We start from the raw sequence: 17435 nt of genomic DNA, 5'->3' as shown, positions 1-17435 counted from the left end.
AGGAGCAACGGGGGTAACAGGTACCCCAGGCGATATAGGTGCTACCGGAGCCACAGGAGCGACCGGCGCCACAGGAGCAACGGGGGCAACAGGTAGCACAGGCGATACAGGAGCAACAGGAGCCACCGGCGTCACCGGTATAACAGGAGCAACCGGCGATGTGGGAGCGACCGGTGCCACAGGAGCAACGGGTGCGACCGGTGCCACAGGAGCGACAGGTACTACAGGTGATACAGGTGCTACCGGAGCCACAGGAGCGACCGGTGTTACAGGTACCACAGGTGATACAGGTGCTACCGGAGCAACCGGTGATGTGGGTGCGACCGGAGCCACAGGAGCAACGGGGGCAACAGGTAGCACAGGCGATACAGGTGCTACCGGAGCCACAGGAGCCACCGGCGATGTGGGAACAACCGGTGCGACTGGAGCTACCGGTGTTACAGGTAGCTTTATAGCTGCGGATAGTTTCTCAGGTTTTCTTCCTAGTTTTTCGACTGCTGCAAGTACTCAGTTAACCGGTTGGACTGTGACGGCACCTTATTTTGACAGTGCGGATTTTAATGAAACGACAGGAAATTATACTGTCCCGGCTACAGGAATCTACTCAATTCAGGCAACTATTAATTATTCCACTACGGCGGCCATAAGCATTTCACTTGGTTCAGGGATTAATCCTTCTTTTGTAGTCAGAAGAACCAGTCCGACAACTACGGATTTAATTACCGGCTTATTTCCGATATTAAATGTAAATGTTGCCTTAGTATTAACGTTAAGAGCCATTCTGGGGAGCGGCACAGTGACTTTGGCCGGAGAAGTTCAGTTAAATGCCGGTGATGTCATTGGACTTTTCTATGAAGCAAACGGTTTAACCATATCAATTAATTTGGGCTCTGCTCCTGGCATTGTATGGTCTGTAGCCCGGTTAAGTTAATAACCTTCTCTTTTCTAACTGATTTGAGAAACAACTAAAAATATTAACCGGCCGGCCGTTTTTTACGGCCGGCCGGTTTTTTTATCGAAAGCCGTAAAAGACAGGTTTTCATCGGTTTTTCAGATTAGCCTGCTATACTACCGGAATTAGAAGCGGTAACCCTGGCAATCCGAAGGGAGCGAACGTTTATGTTTGCCACGTGATTATACAGGGATAGAAAGGGGAGATAGGTATGTCGTTTATTTCTATTGTTGTTCCTGTATTTAACGAACAGGATAATATAAGGGTATTTTATCAGGAAGTAGTTCGGCATATGGAACAAACGGACCATTCGTTCGAACTTCTGTTTGTTGATGACGGCTCCAGCGATAAGACGGCATTGCTTTTGGACAAGCTGGCACAGGTTGACAAAAGGGTGCGGGCTATTTTGCTTGCCCGCAATTTCGGTCATCAGGTTGCCTTGACCTGCGGTTTGGATTATGCAAAGGGCGATGCGGTCATTACCATGGACGGCGATATGCAGCATCCGCCTGATATGCTGCCTCTGCTTTTATGCAGATGGCAGGAAGGCTATGAAGTGGTGCAAACTATACGGAAGGATACGGAAGGCGTATCTCAATTTAAGCGGTTTACTTCCGCTATGTTTTACCGCATTATGAATGGCATGTCCAATATCCGGGTGGCGGAAGGCGGTTCAGATTTTAGACTGCTGGACAGAAAGGCTGTGGAAACGCTAAAGAACTTTAAAGAAAAGGCCAGGTTTATCCGCGGTATTGTTGGTAATCTGGGCTATCGGCAAACTGAGATTGAATTTGTTGCTCCCCAACGCTTTGCGGGGACCTCGAAATTTTCGCTAAAAAAAATGCTTAACTTTGGTCTGGATGGAATTACGGCCTATTCCCGGCTTCCGCTGCGGATGGCTTTTTATTTGGGACTGCTGTCCGGTTTGCTGAGTTTTCTGGTGACTTTGGATGTAGTTTATACGAAGCTGTTTACCGCCGAAGCTGTCCCCGGCTGGGCAACCATTGCAGCCAGTGTTTTACTGCTGGGCGGCTTACAGCTCGTAGGGTTGGGTATCATCGGGGAATATGTGGGGCGGGTTTTTGAAGAAGTCAAACAACGTCCGCTTTATTGGGTGAGTAAAGAACTGACCGGTGCCAATGAAACCCGTCAGCCCAGGAAAGATGTGGTAGCCTGAAAAAGGGAATTTTACAAAGGAAAATCATGCATACTTACATTAAGGGTTGGTATCACCTTCTGTAGTGGAAAGCGGTAACCGACATTGAATAACGGGAGGAAAGGTAAGTATGCGTTCCTATTATGATTTAATCAGCCATGAGGGCAACCGGTCCTTGTTCACGGCCATTGAGCTGTCCATTGCCTCGCAGGTCAACCGGATTCCCCTCCATTTTCATGTAGAAGGATTGCGAGGGACGGGCAAGACAACGGTTATACGGGCTGCCAGACATATTTTGCCGCCCATCCTCCGGATTAAAAACTGCTGCTATAACTGCCGGCCGGAAGCACCCCATTGTCCGGAGCATAAGGGGATGTCACCGGAGGATATTATCAGGTTGGGGACCGAATTGGTGCCGCGTCCTTTTCTGGAAATATCCCATTCTGCCAAAATTGGCACAGTGGTTGGCAGCATTGATTTGGGTAAAATCATCGATTCCCGGCATTCCGTAGCGGCGTTATTGCCGGGGACAGTGCCACGGGCTCACCGAGGTATTATCTTCATTGATGAAATAAACCGTCTGGCTGATACTTCACCGGAACTGGTGGATGTACTGCTGGATATGATGGGAACCAAGCCGGGCCGGGTGCAAATCGAGGAAACCGGTTTGCCGACAGTTGAACTTCCTGTCACGGTCAGCATCTGGGCGGCTTCTAATCCGGATGAAGATCCCGGTCCACTGCAGCAAATCCGCAAGCAGTTATCCGACCGATTTGATTTACGGGTACAGATGGAACGGCCGTTGCAGTCACAGACAGTACGGCGTATTCTCATGCAGCCCAGGCAGGAGGATATCTTAAGGACAAAGAGCCGGGAACTGGCAGTTTCAGACATGAAGAAGGTGGTCTTTCCGAGCGATATCCTGGATGTGCTGGCTGCTATCTATATTGATTTTGAAATTGAGAGCATCCGGGCGGTGGAAGCTCTGGAATTGTCAGCCACCCTGCTTGCCATGCGCAATGGCAGAAAAACAGTCATTTTAGATGACGTAGCGGAGGTGGTGCCTCTGGTTTTTGGGCATCGTCTGGACCCGGTCACGATCGAGCGCATTCAACAATATGTAAAAAGGCTGGCGCTGCAAAACGGCTGGGAAGCCGATAATACCGACAGCCTGGGCAACCCGGTGGCGGCCGAGCGAGGTAAGGAAAAAAACTCCTGGTTGAAACGGCTATGGCAAAGTGCTTGCAAAAAGTTTTCCAACGGTAATGGCAGTCCGGCCAGTTCCGGTAAAAACAGGGAGCAAGGTGAGGGACAAGGGCTGGAAGGACCATCAACCCGTCCTGCTGCGGCTGAGATGGTTGCTCCACCAAAGCAGGCGATTCCGTTGGAGCAGTTGCCTTCTGATCAATTGGTATCGGTTGATTCAGAACCATGAGCCGGGAGGAAAGCGCGATGGTACTGTTTGACGAAAAAAGGCTACCCGCCGATAGCGTGGAAACGGCTGCCAGGCGATTGGCGGTTGTGCTGGAAGAGAGAAAAGGAGCACGCATTGGTGAATGTGCTGTGGTAAGCCGGCAGGTTCATACTTACGATCCGCAAAAACCGGAAGTAATTCAGATTCTGCAGAATTCTGATGCCGGACAGACTTTTTATCATCGCCGGGATCGCGGCAGGATTTTGCACGTGGATATCTTTCATGAGTGCGGCCGTCTGCGGCCGGAACCTGTAGCCCAGGCCTTACGGGATGCCATTGCCCAATATAATGCCAGTGATATATTTAACGGACGAATTAACCCTGATGCGGTTGATTTACAAACCGGCGAAGGCGGTGGGCGAATTACAGGGAAACTAGTGTATGGCAGGAAAGACTCGCTGTGTAAAGCCCATGAAAATCATGTCCATATGGCAGTTATGCTTTCACGGGAGGCTTTAAGCGGTCTGTTTTATATGATCCATGCGGTGGAGCAGGTGATTTTGGCCAATCAACTGGAATTACGACGGAATGAAAAAATTATTCAGGTCGATAATCCTGCCAATACCAAGCTGGATATGTCGGATTATGCTACCGATAACGATTCGCTGCTTGCCGGTGATCAGTCAGCGCCGGAAGAAGATAAGGGTGATGAGCTGGATCAGGCTGAGGCTGAAGACAGGTCAGTGCAGCCATACGGCGGCGATGAGGAAGCCGGAGAACCTCCGCCTGATGCCCGGCACGGCAATTCCGACAGGCCGATGGGACACACGGCGCAGCCCCAAGAGTGCAATGAGCAGAAGCTGGTCGGCATAGCGGAGGAAAAGCCTGCCGCGCTGCATCTGGTAAAACCGCCTGATGAGGAGGTGGCCAACTGCCTGGTGCATGCTCTGGTCTGTAAGAATCCGGACAAAATGGCGGCGTATCTGAAGAAAATTCAACGAAATGGTAAGCAATCCAACCGGTTGGGACAATACAACCGGTCAACACTTCTTTATTCCCGCTGGGAAGTCAGTAAAAAGCTGGTGGAAAAGCCTGGCGAAGAAATAACCTCCCTTAATATTTCTGAGACGGTTCATGCGGCGGCCTGCCGTAAAATGACGGAGGCTAATATCAGTTTTTCTATTACCAAAAACGATTTGCGTCACTATATTCGTTGCCGGCGCAACGGCAATGATATTTGTCTTGTGATTGACGCCAGCTCCAGCATGGGGGGCAAACGGATTCAGGCGGCTAAAATGTTTGCCGGACAGTTGCTGACGAGGATTCGCGGCCGGATTGGAATTGTTACTTTTCAAAACAGTGCTGCCGAGGTGCGGGTACCCTTAACCAGAAATTATCAGCAGCTTACAAAAGGTTTGCAGGCTATTCAGACCTCCGGCAGGACGCCGCTGGCCTTGGGATTGCAAGCGGGCTTTCAACACCTGCGCAAAGCAAAGGCGGACAAGGGTGTATTGATTTTAATTACCGATGGGTTGCCGGACGGTCCCGATTGCACAACGCAGCAGTCGGTGGATGACGCCCTGCTCGTTGCCCGTCAAATAAAAAAACAGGGTTACCGGCTTATTGCCATCGGCTTGCGTCCCTATCAGGATTATCTGGACCGGCTGAGTCAGGAAGCTGATGGGGTAGTGTATGTTTTTGATACCATCAACAGTCATTTGTTAAATTATGAAACCATTGCTGAAAACTTATTGTGAAGTGTAGTGCGTGTTTTTAAAAAGGCTTAATGAAGGATGACATAAAAAGCGCCGTCAGGCAGTATGCTGAACAGCTTGAAAACACATTCTGGTTCGATTGCTGACTTTCCTAATTATTAGGGAGGTCTTTTTTGTTTGTGGTCTTAAAAGGCCGGGTAACCGTTGATAAATCGGTGGTTCCCAGGTGTATAGCGTGGGAAAAAATGTGAAACAATATATGTTAAACTGGCAGTTCCTGCCGGAAAGACGGGGCAAGCGGATGATACAGATAAGCACCTGGCAGTTATATTGCCTCATGATGCTGTTTGAAATCGGGAGTACGACAGTCTTTGGGCTGGGGATTGATGCCAATGAAGATGCCTGGCTTGCCATTCTAACGGCGATGTTTTTTGGCTTTTTGCTCCTTTGGGTATATACGGAAATTCATCGCCGGTATCCCGAGCGGAATTTGGTGGAGATTATCCAGCAGACTTTTGGCAATTGGCTGGCCATTCCGTTGGCTATGCTGTACGGTCTGGAGTTTTTCTGGATTGCGACGCTGAATTTCCGGGAATTTGGCGAGCTGATTTCAATGATATTGCTGCCTAATATTCCCTTATCGATAATTCTCATCATTTTTATGCTTACCGTTGTGTATGTGCTTTTTTTAGGCTGCGAGGTGTTGGCCCGGATGGGAGAAATTATGTTCCCCATCGTGGTATTCTTTATTATAGCCACTATCTTTTTAATCAGCGCGTCCGGAGAGGTCAGTTTGCACCGTCTGCAACCGGTACTGGGCAATGGGGTAGGACCAGTACTAAAAGCTGCGATACCGGCGGTATTAAACTTTCCTTTTGGCGAAATGGTGGTCTTTTTTATGTATTGGCCCTTTGCGAGAGAGAAAAAACTGGTGAGAAAGACCTCCATGTTTGTCACTGCCACCATTGGCGTGCTGCTGTCCAGTGTGCTGGCGCTTATGGTAGCCGTGTTAGGAGTGCCATTGGTTAAAATATCTACAATCCCGATCTATGAAGTAATTAAACTCATTAATATTATGGACATTATTACTAACCTTGACTCAATTGCTACGGTGGTTATGTTTATTGGCGGTTTCTTTAAGATGGCCATTCATTTTTACGGCGGAATTCTGGTATACAAAACATTGCTCAAAGTGCCGCGAAAGCATGAAAAATGGTTGATTGTATTTTTTGGCACCTTTTGGACCTGGTTTTCCATTACCTATTATCCCAACCTGATTTTTCACCGCTGGGCCGGGCTGAAGGTCTCCATTTCTTATTTCTACAGTGGCTTTACCGTATTTGAACTGGTCTGCCCGGTGTTATTGCTCATCGCGATTTATTTGAAGGACCTGCAACGACGGATTAGAAAAACAAACAATTGTCAACAGGAGGGAAGTTGATCCCATGGATACCCTTACGCCGCAACTACTGCTGGAAGTCGGGTTTGTTCCGGCCATATTGATTGTTGGCGGCTGGCTATACGCCGGAGTGCTTGCCCTCCTTTGCGTTTATTATGCGTTACTTTGTCTGGTGCGCTGGGTTACCCGTTGAATTGATCAAACAAGTTGGGAGAAAGTAAGTGATGGTTCTGCAGTTTACACAGTCTGCCAATACCGGGCCGGAACAAAAAGCTGATTCCGGGGCTGCCCAGGAATCAGCGTGCCAGGTAAGCCCGGATATCCGGGCTAATCAAAAACAGTTAAGGGAAGTCTTTGATAAAAGCCAGGATATTATATTTCGGGATTTTGCCATTCCGCATTTGCATCGGGAAGCCTTTTTGTGTTTTATCAATGGAATGGCAGATGTGGAACGGATTGATCAATATATTCTTCAGCCGCTCATGCAAAAGCCGGTAAAAGGACAGGTAAGACGAAGCCGGTACCGGGGAAACTGTCTGCAGCGCGTGAAAAAGGACTTGCTGGGATCGGCCGGCATTACCGAAACCAATGTATTTCAGGAAGTAGCCCGGCAGTTGCTTGCCGGCAATACGGCTGTCTTTATTGACCGATCACCGCAGGTGCTGATTGTCCATACCGAAGGTTTTAGCTACCGCGCCATCGAAGAACCTGGCACGGAGACGGTGGTCCGGGGATCAAGGGAAGGCTTTACCGAAAATATAACTGTCAATATCACCATGCTGCGCCGGCGCGTAAGAAATACCGACCTCGTTGTAGAGAAAATGCAGCTTGGAGAACAAACAAACACCAACTTAGTGATTGCTTATCTTGAAAATCTGGCAAATCCCGAACTGGTAGCGGAAGTAAAAAAAAGAATACAGCAGATTAAAATTGATGCCGTATTGGACTCGGGATACGTGGAGCAGTATATTGAAGACCAGAAATACAGCATTTTTTCAACGGTGGGCTCCACTGAAAAACCCGATGTGGTTGCCGGTAAGCTGTTGGAGGGGCGGGTGGCGGTTTTTTGTGACGGAACCCCCTTTGTCTTGACGGTTCCCTTTTTGTTTATTGAAAGCTTGCAGAGCAGTGAAGACTATTATTTGCGGCCTATTGCCGCCTCGTTTATGCGGCTGATTCGGGTTTTCTCGCTGCTCATGACCATTGCGCTGCCTGCTTTATATGTAACCGTATCCATGTATCATTACGAAATGGTGCCGACCATTTTGCTCATTACGATGGCGGCCACCCGGGAGGGTATCCCTTTTCCGCCTTTTTTGGAAGCGTTCATCATGGGCATTGCCTTTGAGATTATCCGCGAAGCCGGTATCCGGATGCCACGGCCGGTTGGGCAGGCGATCAGTATTGTAGGAGCGCTGGTGCTCGGCGAAACGGCGGTCAATGCGGGGGTAGTCAGTAGTCCGATGGTTATCGTTGTAGCCATTACCGCCATTACGGATTTTGTAAATCCCTCACTGACCACAACGACCGTATTTTTGCGTATTTTTCTATTGGCTCTGGCGGCAGTGCTGGGATTATACGGTATTCTGATTGGCTTTTTCTTTATTTTGGCCCATATCTGTTCCTTACGCTCATTTGGTGCTCCCTATCTGTCACCGCTTGCCCCGGTGAACCGGAGCGGCCTAAAGGATACCTTAATCAGGAGTTCCCTATGGCTCATGAAACAAAGACCTTCCTATATCCAATGGAAACATTCCCGCCGGAGAGGAGAGTAAGATGGTGCGGTTTATACTGGTTGTTTGCCTCTTACTTTGTTTGCTGCCGTCGACAGGCTGTAAAATGCCGGAAGAATTGAATAATATCGGGATTGTTGTGGCTGTTGCCCTGGATAGGGACCCTGCCAGCGGCGATATATTGGTTACCTCCGAAGTCATCCGGCCGGCGGCGCTTGATAAAAAAGGGGCAAGAGATCAGGAGGTTGTGGATATTGTTACCGGGAAGGGCAGCACTATTTTTGAGGCGGTACGGAATACGACCCAGGTTTTGGACAGAATTAATTTTTATGCCCATACCAAAGTTATTATCGTTGATGAGACGTTGGCTAAAGAAGGACTTACGCCTTTGCTCGATTTCTTTGTAAGAGGCAGGCAGTTAAGGGGCTATACCCTGCTGTGCATTGCCAAGCAGGGTCAGGCTAAGGATATTTTGAATGTCAAAACAGGAGTCGATGTGATTCCGGCCATCTATTTGCGGGACACTATCAAAAACACAAAATACAACAATAAAGCAGTGGTCAGTAGTGTAGTTGACTATTACCGTGATTTTCTCAAGGAGGGCAACTGCTCGGTCCTTGGTGTCGTGGAAGTTGCACCCAGAGAGGAAGAAAATTCAGGAGTTAAACAAAAAACACCTAAGGAACAAGTAAAATCCAGCGGGGCTGCGGTGTTTAAGAAAGACAGGCTGGCAGGCTATCTGGATGAGACGGAAACCCAGGGACTTAACTGGCTGGTGAAGGAGTTGCCGAATGGCATTGTGACATTACCCTCCCGCCTGGAACCGGGGAAGCTTATTTCCCTGGAAATTGAGAGCAGCAAGACAAGCATAAAGCCGGAATATCGGGCGGGTAAACTGTGTTTTGTCATTCAGGTGGAAACAGAGCTAACTCTGGTGGAGCAGCAGGGCAAAAAAAAGATACTCGCACCCAAAGCCATGCTGGACTATTTGGGTGGAGTACGGGAAGATGCTGAACAGGCAATCGGCGATAGCATCAGTCGGACTATTTTAAAAACACAGAATGAATTTGCCTGTGATGTCGTAGGTTTTGCCAGTGCGTTAAAGCAAAAAGAGCCAGACATCTGGCGAACGGTAGCCGATAACTGGGAGGAAGTGTTTCCTACCGTGGATCATGAGGTCCATGTTCAGGTACATATTGTAGGAACTGCCTTGAAACAAGGCTTTTTCTGAATTAGATAGTTTGCTGATCGTTTTTTTCCATACCGGAGCATTCCTCCTCTGCGGGGAAAGGAAGGTCGACCGCCTGGAAGCGAATGCTGCCGTTGGGAGCGGAAAATAAGGTATCCAGCATTTTTTCCGCAATGCCGATCTTCCTGGACACAACTTCCGGATTGGATTCGTGACCATGGATCAGCGGGGAAGATGCTTCCAACAGGGAAGCTATAATGCCAAGAAAAAAGGCAAGCGTTTCCTCCATATGCTGCACATGGGTGACACCTTCCTGATTACATCGTTCCAGGATAGGGATGAGCGAAGGAATCGAAATCATCTGGGTTTTGCGCCAAAGCTGATTAATCAGCAGGCCCTGTTTTTCTTTATATAATATTTTAGCCAAAAGACCTGGTTTCCCGGAATATGAGAGCTTATAGAACAGATTAATAAATAAATTAAGCTGCTCAAGGGCCGGGATATGATTCTGGTGGTACGATTTGATTTCAGCCAGCATGTTTTGAAAATGCTTGGTAAAAATCGCTTCCAGGACAGCGTCTTTGGAAGCAAAGTAATAATAAAAGGTTCCCTGGGCCACACCGACTTTTTTCACGATATCCTGGATCATGGTATTTTGATATCCGGCAGCTAAAAATAACTCTTCGGCTGCATCAATTAATTCGGCCTGCCTCACTAATGGATCTTTGCTTATTCTGGAAATAAAGAGCACCTCGCTTTTTTATCTGCCCAAGGGCGAAAAATAAAAAAATGTCAGACTTATTATACCATATTCAGGAATTCTTTTTTTGATGGATAGTAAGAAATAAGAGTTTTTGGTGACCGGGCAATTTATTGCCCAGGGAATCGCCGGTTTAATGAATCCGCCGGTGTGGTGAAAAAAATCCATCCGGACGCGCAGCGCAAAGAAATTACGGATATAGCGTATGATTCAGGTATTCCACCGTGTCCACCGTGCGTATTCCTGCATTGTTCACCGTGAAAAAGGAAAGAGGAATAATGCTTCTCTGCTCTATGGCGTTCATATGTCTAAGCTCATAAATCGCTGTGAGCTGAGCTATGGCTGCCTCGTCACGTAACTCTTCGGTCAGGGAAAGATTGACCGGGATAAAGATAATAATATCCGGCTGATAAGATAATACCGTTTCGGCGCCGACCAGTGAAGCGGAGCTGGTGCAGAGGTTGATACCGCCTGCATCGGCAACCAGTTGGCTGATCAGATAGTTGTTACCGTACAGTGTAAAACGGCCGTTGCCGTGACTTTGCAGAATGATTACCGTCTTTTTTTGTCTTACCTTCGCGGCCCGGTCCTTAACCCAAGCCATTCGCTGCTGCAAATGATGGATATAGTCGGTGGTTTGATCGGCAATGCCAAATAGTTTTCCCATGTCGTCAATAAAAGGATAAACGGTTCCCTCGACAGTCGGCGTAGCGGAGGGAAGCGTACTGGGCACGATATACGTGGCTACGTTGCGTTTTTTCCAGGCCGTAACATCGCCGAAGCCGCCGACATCAAAATGGTGTGACCAGCCGATAATCAGATCGGGCTGCATCAGCACCAGCTCTTCCTGGGAAGGGGCGTACAGAGCTTTGGTGAGCGGCAGATTGGCGTATTTGCCGGCCAGGCGCTTTAAAGGCGGTCCATAAGGAGCTACGGAGGCGAGAATGTGGTTCTCAAGGCCCAGTTCCAGTAATAGCTCGGTGGCTCCCGGATGGGTTACGACTACCCGGCTGGGAGGCTGAGTATAGGTGGTCGAAATCGGATGGCCGCCGGCGTCATAGTTTTGGATTGTTACCGGGTAGCCAGACGTTGTCTGTGCCGGAGCAGCAGGACCAGTGGCCGGTGGCGGGACTTGACAGCCTGCTGCCAGCAACAGCAGACTGCAGGTTGCCAGAAGTAGGTATTTATGTGGTTTCTTCATCATAGCTCCTTATCCGGTGATTCTTTCTTGCCCGGCAGGGCAATAGCTGATGGAAAGACAGCCGGTACGGGGATGCTTCATAACATGACAGTCTATTTCGTAGACCTGGCGGATCAGGCGGGAGGTAAGCACATCGTCTGGTGTGCCGCCGGCGATTAGCTGCCCTTCTTTCAGTATGTAGAGATCATCACAGTACATGGCTGCCAGGTTAAGATCGTGTAGTACGGCCAGAACACTGATGTCTAACGACTTTACGATGGCCAGCAATTCAAGCTGGTATTTAATATCCAAATGGTTGGTCGGTTCATCTAACAGCAGCAGACGCGGCTGTTGGGCCAATGCCCTGGCTAAGATGATGCGCTGCTTTTCACCGCCCGACAGGGTGGCGAAGTTACGGTCGGCAAAATGTTCCATTCCGACCTGTTGCAGAGACTGTCTGGCAATTTCATAATCTTCCCGGTTATTGCCGGCCAGCCGTCTTTTATGCGGTGTGCGGCCCAGCAGGACCATTTCCAGTACGGTTATATTGTAGCTTAACGAGTGAAACTGCCCGACCACGCCGATCTGTTTGGCTGTGTCGGCTATTTTTATATTCTGCAATGGCTCGCGGTTTAACAATATGGCGCCGCTTTGCGGGGCCAGAGCGCGATAGATGGTGCGCAGCAGGGTCGATTTACCGCTGCCGTTCGGGCCAAGAATGCCAACAAAGCTGCCGGGACGTACGGTAAGGGAAACATCCTTCACAAGGGTTTTATTTTGTATGGCTACCGCCAGAGCATTGATTGTCAGTTCCATGGCTTCCCTCCTAAGAAAAGGTGCGTTTTATCAATATATACAGGAAAAAGGGAGCACCGATCAGCGAAGTGATAATGCCGATGGGTAGTTCGCCATTGGTCAAGATGGTCCTGGACAGGGTATCGGCCCAGATTAAAAAGACCGCACCACCCAGTAAGGTACCGGGGATAAGCCGCCGGTGGTCGGCACCGACAAAGCCCCGGACAATGTGGGGGATGATTAACCCTACGAAGGCAAAGGTGCCGCAAGCCGATACAATAACTGCCGTCAACAGTGCCGTCAACAGCATATAACGATAACGTATCCGGGGGGCATTGATGCCTAAAGTAAGAGCCGTCTCCTCTCCCAGCATCAGCGTGTTGAGTATCCGGGTCTGGCTCAGCAGATACAGGCTGCCCAGCAGTACCGTTATGGCCGGCGGCAGCAGGGTTTGCCAACTGGCTGCCGCCAGAGAACCCATATTCCAAAAGGTGACATTGCTAATTCCCTGGGTATTGTTGGAGAAATAGATAATGAAGTTTGCCAGGCTGAGAAAAAAGGCGTTGGCTATCGTACCCGATAGTACAATCTTTACTGTTGAGGCTGAGCTGCCTAGGGAAGAGAGGCTCATGACCAAGGCGGCAGCGGCCAAAGCGCCGATAAACGCGCAAAAAATGATCCCGAAGCTGCCGAACAGGCTGGTGCCGCCGAGCAGGATGGCAAAGGTGGCGCCCAGTGACGCGCCGGCGGAAACTCCCAGGATATAGGGGTCGGCTAAGGGGTTCTGCACCGAGGCCTGCATGACAGCACCACACACCGATAATCCGGCACCGGCAATGGCGGCCAGCAGAATCCGGGGCAGGCGCAAGTCCCAAATGATATCGAAATAAGTTGCCGGCAATGTTGTTGTAAGCTGACCAGGTTCCAGGCTGGACAACTTATATAGAATAATTTGAAAGGAATGGAGCGGTGAAATGGTAACCGCTCCGAAACAAACGGCGGTTATCATGGATAGAATAAGAGCGCTGCCGAGCCATACGATCAGGGGGAGTGTAGACCCCTGGCTGCAGATTGGCCCTGATTGCTTGCCGGAACGTACAAATAGTTTTATCATTAAAGGTCTCCCTGCTAGTAGCTTAATTTTAAACAGATAGGATAAGCTAGAAAGGATTTTTTTGTTCCGCAATGCGGAGCAGGCGCACATGTCGGCCATAGGTAAGGCGATGACAAAGAAGAGGAGCAAAAAAAGACTGCAAGCTTATCAATGTATGTAGGTGATAAAGTACTACGACTGAAGCCGGAAGGCAATAGGGCGGTTGATAAAGCAGGAAATAGCGTTTCCTGTTTGCCGGTTTTTGGCCGGAACAAAGCGCCATTGTTGAACGGCGGCGACAGCGGCCTCATCCAGGGCTGCCGAACCGGATGATTTTGCCACGGAAATCGAACCGGGAAGGCCGTTTTCCTGCACTTCAATCCGGAGGGTAGTCGTTCCCTGTACGCCAGCTTTTTTTTCCGCCGGCGGGTAGACCGGCGACGGATCGGACAGGATCAAGGGCGGAATGATTTCCCGGCGGCTATTGGTTCCGCCTTGGCCAGTACTGCCGGTTCCCGGACTGGCGGCTGTCCCGGCGGCAGGCTGTCCGGTGGTTTGGCCGGTGCCGGCTGACGTTGCGACTGCGGTATGGCCCTTTTTGACCGGAGCCTTTGCTGCCGGGACAGCTTGCTCTGTAGCGGGGACAGGATTTACTGCTTCATCGGGTGCTATCGTCTCATCGACGGTTTCCGGTTCTGCCGCTGCTTCGTCCGGTAATCCATCTGCCGCGGCCGGACTGTCATCACTGCCTATTTCCAGTTCAATGACTGTCTCCTGCTGTGCGGGCAGGGCAAACAGGCGGTCGGCCATAAAGCCGCAGGCGATCAAAAGGAGCAGGTGGATACAAAACGAACTGGTCAGCGCTTTTTGCCAACGTTTATGAAGTGCTGCCATACCATTACCTCGCTTTGGGTTCGCCGGCCAGAGAAATTTTCTGGGCGCCGGCCAGTTTGATTTCATCCAGAACCGAGATGACCTTTTCATAATCGGTTCCTTTATCGGCCCGTAGAATAAATGCAGCTTCCGGCTGCCCTGCCAGCTCCGCATGAACCCTTTTGGCAAGTAGCGCCAGCGGTAGCTCTTCCTGATCATACAGTACGGTGCCATTTTCCAGGACAGTGATAGCAATATTGACGGCGATATCCTGCTGTGCAGCGGCTGTTTTTGGCAAATTGACCGGAAGTGTGTGCTGATCTACCATATAGAGAGTGCTCATCATGAAAAAAACCAGTAAGAAAAAGATGATATCAATCATCGGAATAATCATGAATTCCGGCTGGTTACTCGCCCGGAGATTATGCAATTTCATGACTGTCCCTCCGGGCAGCTTTTTTGGCCGGCAAAAAGTTAATGACCATGGCGCAGACCGATTCCATATCGGTAATAAGCGAGTCCACGCGGTGCGAAAAATAGACATGGACCACAAACGACAGTACCGCTACAGTCAGGCCGGTGGCTGTGGCAATCAGTGCCTCGCCAACCCCGCCGGTGATGGCCATAGGCTGACCGGCCTTCATGTTGAGGACGCTGAAGGTTGTGATCATGCCGACGACAGTACCCAACAAACCCAATAGGGGGGAAAGGGTAACGATGGCGCTTAGATAATTGAGATATTGCCGCAGTTTGGCAGCCGTGAGCGTAGCTGAGCTTTCGAGGGCATTTTCTATTTGACTGCCCCGTTGGTAGGCCAGCAAGCCTTGCAGGGCAACCTGTGAGACGGTTTTCGGCAGTTGCTCGCAAAGCTGAATGGCTTCACCAATTCGCTGCCTTTCAAGGAGCGGCTGCAACTTGCGGATAAAGGCGGACGTGTCGGTCGCTGCATTCCGGTAATAGATAAACCGTTCTACAGTGATGGTGACGACGAGGAAGGAACAAAGCAGCATAAGGTACATGACCGGACCGCCTTTATGAAATAACGTGAAGCATTGGGATAAAAATTCCATGGATATAGATACCTCCTGTAATTGTGTACTGAGAAGTGGTCAAGGAGATGGATTAAGAATCCATCTCCATAAGGATGCGTTATGCTGATTGAATAAGGCAGCGGGTGCCTGCTATTTTGGCATTAAAGGCAAAGACGGAACCGTTCCTGGTAGTTCCGCTTATAGCGGGAATGGTTGAAATCCCCTGAAAAAATAACCAAAGCGTCGCGAGCTGGCTTGTCGCAAAAATACAATGATTCACGCACTTTTCTGACGACTGACTTAAGTCGGTCGATGTGTAAAAAAGGCCCTGAAGATTATGTAATTAAATAAAACTACGATTTCCACGAGATATAACAACAAATATGCTATTGATTATCATTATCATTAATAAAACAATTGTAATTATAGACGGTAAGATTAGTTTCGTCAATAGCATTTTGGAACATATTCTTGTATCGCCCGGCAGCTTAGTACTTGTTGTTTATTCTAATTTATGCTAAGTTGCTCACGAATTAGGGCAGCGCTGGTTGTAAATTTTACCTGTACAGTGGAATTGATTCCTGTTATCATTATGTTGTTTTGTGAAAAATGAGAGTGGAAAGGTCAAGCTGGAGGATGAAACGAAAGAACAACGTGGCTGCTCTGGGAATTTTAATGCTGAATATGTTTATTTCACAATTAGGGTTTGGCTTGATTATTCCCGTAATGCCTGCCTATATGCAATCGCTGGGGGCCAGTGGTCTGGCTCTTGGCGGTTTGGTATCCGCCATGGGGATTACTCAGTTTTTGTTTTCGCCGGCAGCCGGACAGTTCTCTGACCGGTATGGGAGAAAGGCGGCGATTGTTCTGGGCCTTACTGTGTTTGCCATTGCGCAGGGGATTTTTTGTATCGCTCATACGCTGACGTGGCTGTTTGTCTCGCGATTGATCAATGGAATCGGCATCTCACTGGTCAATCCGGCTGTGACAGCTTATGTGGCCGATATTACATCCGAGGCGGAACGTCCCGGCGGGATGGGGAAGTTGAGCGCGGCGATGCTGCTAGGTATTGTTATTGGCCCGGGGATTGGCGGACTGTTGGCAGACTATGGCTTGCGAATTCCTTTCTATGCGGCCGGCGGCGCGGCAATCCTGGCTATGGTGGCTTCTTTGGTCTTGCTGCGGGAGCCGGAGCGTAAAACAACCAAGTCAGAAAAGTGCCGGGACACTATGACGGCTGCCGGTATGGTGGCTTTGCTGGTTAACTCCTTTAAAGCGCCATATTTTTCACTGCTGTTTTTTGTTTATGTATTGACCTTTGGACTGGCGATTGTTGAGGCCATTTTCGGCTTGTACGTCAATGTTAAATATGGATTTACACCAAAGGCTATTTCCCTTTTGATTATCGGTGGAGCCTTGGCCGGTGTGGTGGTGCAATATGCGGTTATGGGCAAACTGCTGAAACGCTTTGGTGAAATTTCACTTATCCGGCGATGTTTGTTGTCGGCCAGTTTATTCTTGCTGTTGATGGTGTTTTCAGATTGCTTCTGGCAGATGTTTGTGGTCAATCTTTTCTTTTTTTCCTCCATTGCTACGTTCCGGCCCGCCATTCATTCCCGTCTGTCCAAGCTGGCGGGGAAGCAGCAGGGACTTGCCTTTGGCCTGAACGATGCATATACCAGCCTGGGGTTGATTACAGGGCCTATACTGGCGGGTATTCTATTTGATATTCAGATTGATTTACCTTTGCTTTGCAGTGTCGCTATCATTTTATGTGGGTTATTTTTGTCAGATACGTTATATTTGGAAGCGGAGTCATAAGTATTTTGTAAGTTTCATATTGACATTTCCATTGACAAGGTTCTTTATAGGTATTATTATATATTAGTGTACTGGAAATTTAATACTTGTGTCCGTATGAAGTTTGCGAGACCTTGCCGGAAAAGAAGGGGCAAGTATCGCAGGCGGATGGAACTCTGGAGAGCCCCTGTGAGCAGGGCGCCGAAGGGGCAAGTTGATTCGTAAGAGAATCAATGAAACTCTCAGGCAAAAGGACAGAGCGTACTGGTTCGTCGGCCGTTATCCGGTGATGTACCTATTTGTCGTTCTTCGGAGTCAAATCTTGTGATTTGGCTCTTTTCGTTT

16 protein-coding genes and 1 riboswitch are annotated in these 17435 nt (G+C 49.2%); of the genes, 9 read left to right on the top strand and 7 right to left on the bottom strand.

The window, feature by feature from the left end:
- From F3H20_RS13850 to F3H20_RS13820, 8 genes are all read left to right on the top strand, one after another.
- Nucleotides 1-931: hypothetical protein (locus F3H20_RS13850; RefSeq protein WP_223191772.1), on the top strand; the 931-nt coding region annotated here is incomplete at its 5' end.
- Between the two features lie 232 nt (nucleotides 932-1163).
- Nucleotides 1164-2129, top strand: coding sequence for a glycosyltransferase family 2 protein (locus F3H20_RS13845; RefSeq protein ID WP_149735501.1), 966 nt, complete (start codon nucleotides 1164-1166; stop codon nucleotides 2127-2129).
- A gap of 109 nt (nucleotides 2130-2238) precedes the next feature.
- The gene (locus tag F3H20_RS13840) at nucleotides 2239-3543 is read left to right on the top strand and encodes an ATP-binding protein (protein ID WP_149735500.1); all 1305 of its coding nucleotides are present in this window, start codon (nucleotides 2239-2241) and stop codon (nucleotides 3541-3543) included.
- A 17-nt stretch (nucleotides 3544-3560) separates the two neighbouring features.
- Complete coding sequence (locus tag F3H20_RS13835) at nucleotides 3561-5279, top strand: vWA domain-containing protein (RefSeq protein ID WP_188128341.1); 1719 nt, start codon at nucleotides 3561-3563, stop codon at nucleotides 5277-5279.
- Nucleotides 5280-5472: 193 nt separating this feature from the next.
- On the top strand, nucleotides 5473-6678 hold the full coding sequence (locus F3H20_RS13830) for a GerAB/ArcD/ProY family transporter (RefSeq protein WP_149735498.1): 1206 nt from the start codon (nucleotides 5473-5475) through the stop codon (nucleotides 6676-6678).
- A gap of 4 nt (nucleotides 6679-6682) precedes the next feature.
- Nucleotides 6683-6829, top strand: coding sequence for a hypothetical protein (locus F3H20_RS19980; RefSeq protein WP_188128340.1), 147 nt, complete (start codon nucleotides 6683-6685; stop codon nucleotides 6827-6829).
- 31 nt (nucleotides 6830-6860) lie between these two features.
- Complete coding sequence (locus F3H20_RS13825; protein ID WP_149735497.1) at nucleotides 6861-8411, top strand: spore germination protein; 1551 nt, start codon at nucleotides 6861-6863, stop codon at nucleotides 8409-8411.
- Nucleotide 8412: 1 nt separating this feature from the next.
- Nucleotides 8413-9600, top strand: coding sequence for a Ger(x)C family spore germination protein (locus F3H20_RS13820; protein WP_149735496.1), 1188 nt, complete (start codon nucleotides 8413-8415; stop codon nucleotides 9598-9600).
- Nucleotide 9601: 1 nt separating this feature from the next.
- On the opposite strand, the gene F3H20_RS13815 is transcribed toward F3H20_RS13820, so the two are convergent.
- From F3H20_RS13815 to F3H20_RS13785, 7 genes are all read right to left on the bottom strand, one after another.
- Nucleotides 9602-10273, bottom strand: coding sequence for a TetR/AcrR family transcriptional regulator (locus F3H20_RS13815; RefSeq protein ID WP_223191771.1), 672 nt, complete (start codon nucleotides 10271-10273; stop codon nucleotides 9602-9604).
- A gap of 235 nt (nucleotides 10274-10508) precedes the next feature.
- A complete protein-coding gene (locus F3H20_RS13810) occupies nucleotides 10509-11522 on the bottom strand; it encodes an ABC transporter substrate-binding protein (RefSeq protein WP_223191770.1) in 1014 nt (337 codons plus the stop codon).
- Between the two features lie 6 nt (nucleotides 11523-11528).
- Nucleotides 11529-12314, bottom strand: coding sequence for an ABC transporter ATP-binding protein (locus tag F3H20_RS13805; protein WP_149735495.1), 786 nt, complete (start codon nucleotides 12312-12314; stop codon nucleotides 11529-11531).
- A 10-nt stretch (nucleotides 12315-12324) separates the two neighbouring features.
- Nucleotides 12325-13407, bottom strand: coding sequence for a FecCD family ABC transporter permease (locus F3H20_RS13800; protein WP_149735494.1), 1083 nt, complete (start codon nucleotides 13405-13407; stop codon nucleotides 12325-12327).
- 171 nt (nucleotides 13408-13578) lie between these two features.
- On the bottom strand, nucleotides 13579-14280 hold the full coding sequence (locus tag F3H20_RS13795; RefSeq protein ID WP_188128339.1) for an energy transducer TonB: 702 nt from the start codon (nucleotides 14278-14280) through the stop codon (nucleotides 13579-13581).
- A gap of 4 nt (nucleotides 14281-14284) precedes the next feature.
- On the bottom strand, nucleotides 14285-14695 hold the full coding sequence (locus tag F3H20_RS13790) for an ExbD/TolR family protein (protein WP_149735492.1): 411 nt from the start codon (nucleotides 14693-14695) through the stop codon (nucleotides 14285-14287).
- Nucleotides 14682-15329, bottom strand: a complete 648-nt coding sequence (locus F3H20_RS13785; protein WP_149735491.1) for a MotA/TolQ/ExbB proton channel family protein — start codon at nucleotides 15327-15329, stop codon at nucleotides 14682-14684. Before F3H20_RS13785 ends, F3H20_RS13790 begins: the two co-directional genes overlap by 14 nt.
- 597 nt (nucleotides 15330-15926) lie before the next feature.
- On the opposite strand from F3H20_RS13785, the gene F3H20_RS13780 reads away from it, so the two are divergent.
- Nucleotides 15927-17111 (top strand): MFS transporter, encoded by a 1185-nt coding sequence (locus F3H20_RS13780; RefSeq protein WP_149735490.1) that lies wholly within the window; start codon nucleotides 15927-15929, stop codon nucleotides 17109-17111.
- 145 nt (nucleotides 17112-17256) lie between these two features.
- Nucleotides 17257-17358: riboswitch (glycine riboswitch) on the top strand.
- The last annotated feature ends 77 nt before the right edge of the window (nucleotides 17359-17435 follow it).

The organism is Propionispora hippei DSM 15287 (genome assembly GCF_900141835.1).
Taxonomy (GTDB): domain Bacteria; phylum Bacillota; class Negativicutes; order Propionisporales; family Propionisporaceae; genus Propionispora; species Propionispora hippei.
The sequence above is the reverse complement of the archived record's forward strand: the minus strand, read 5'-3'. Positions and strand labels throughout refer to the sequence as shown.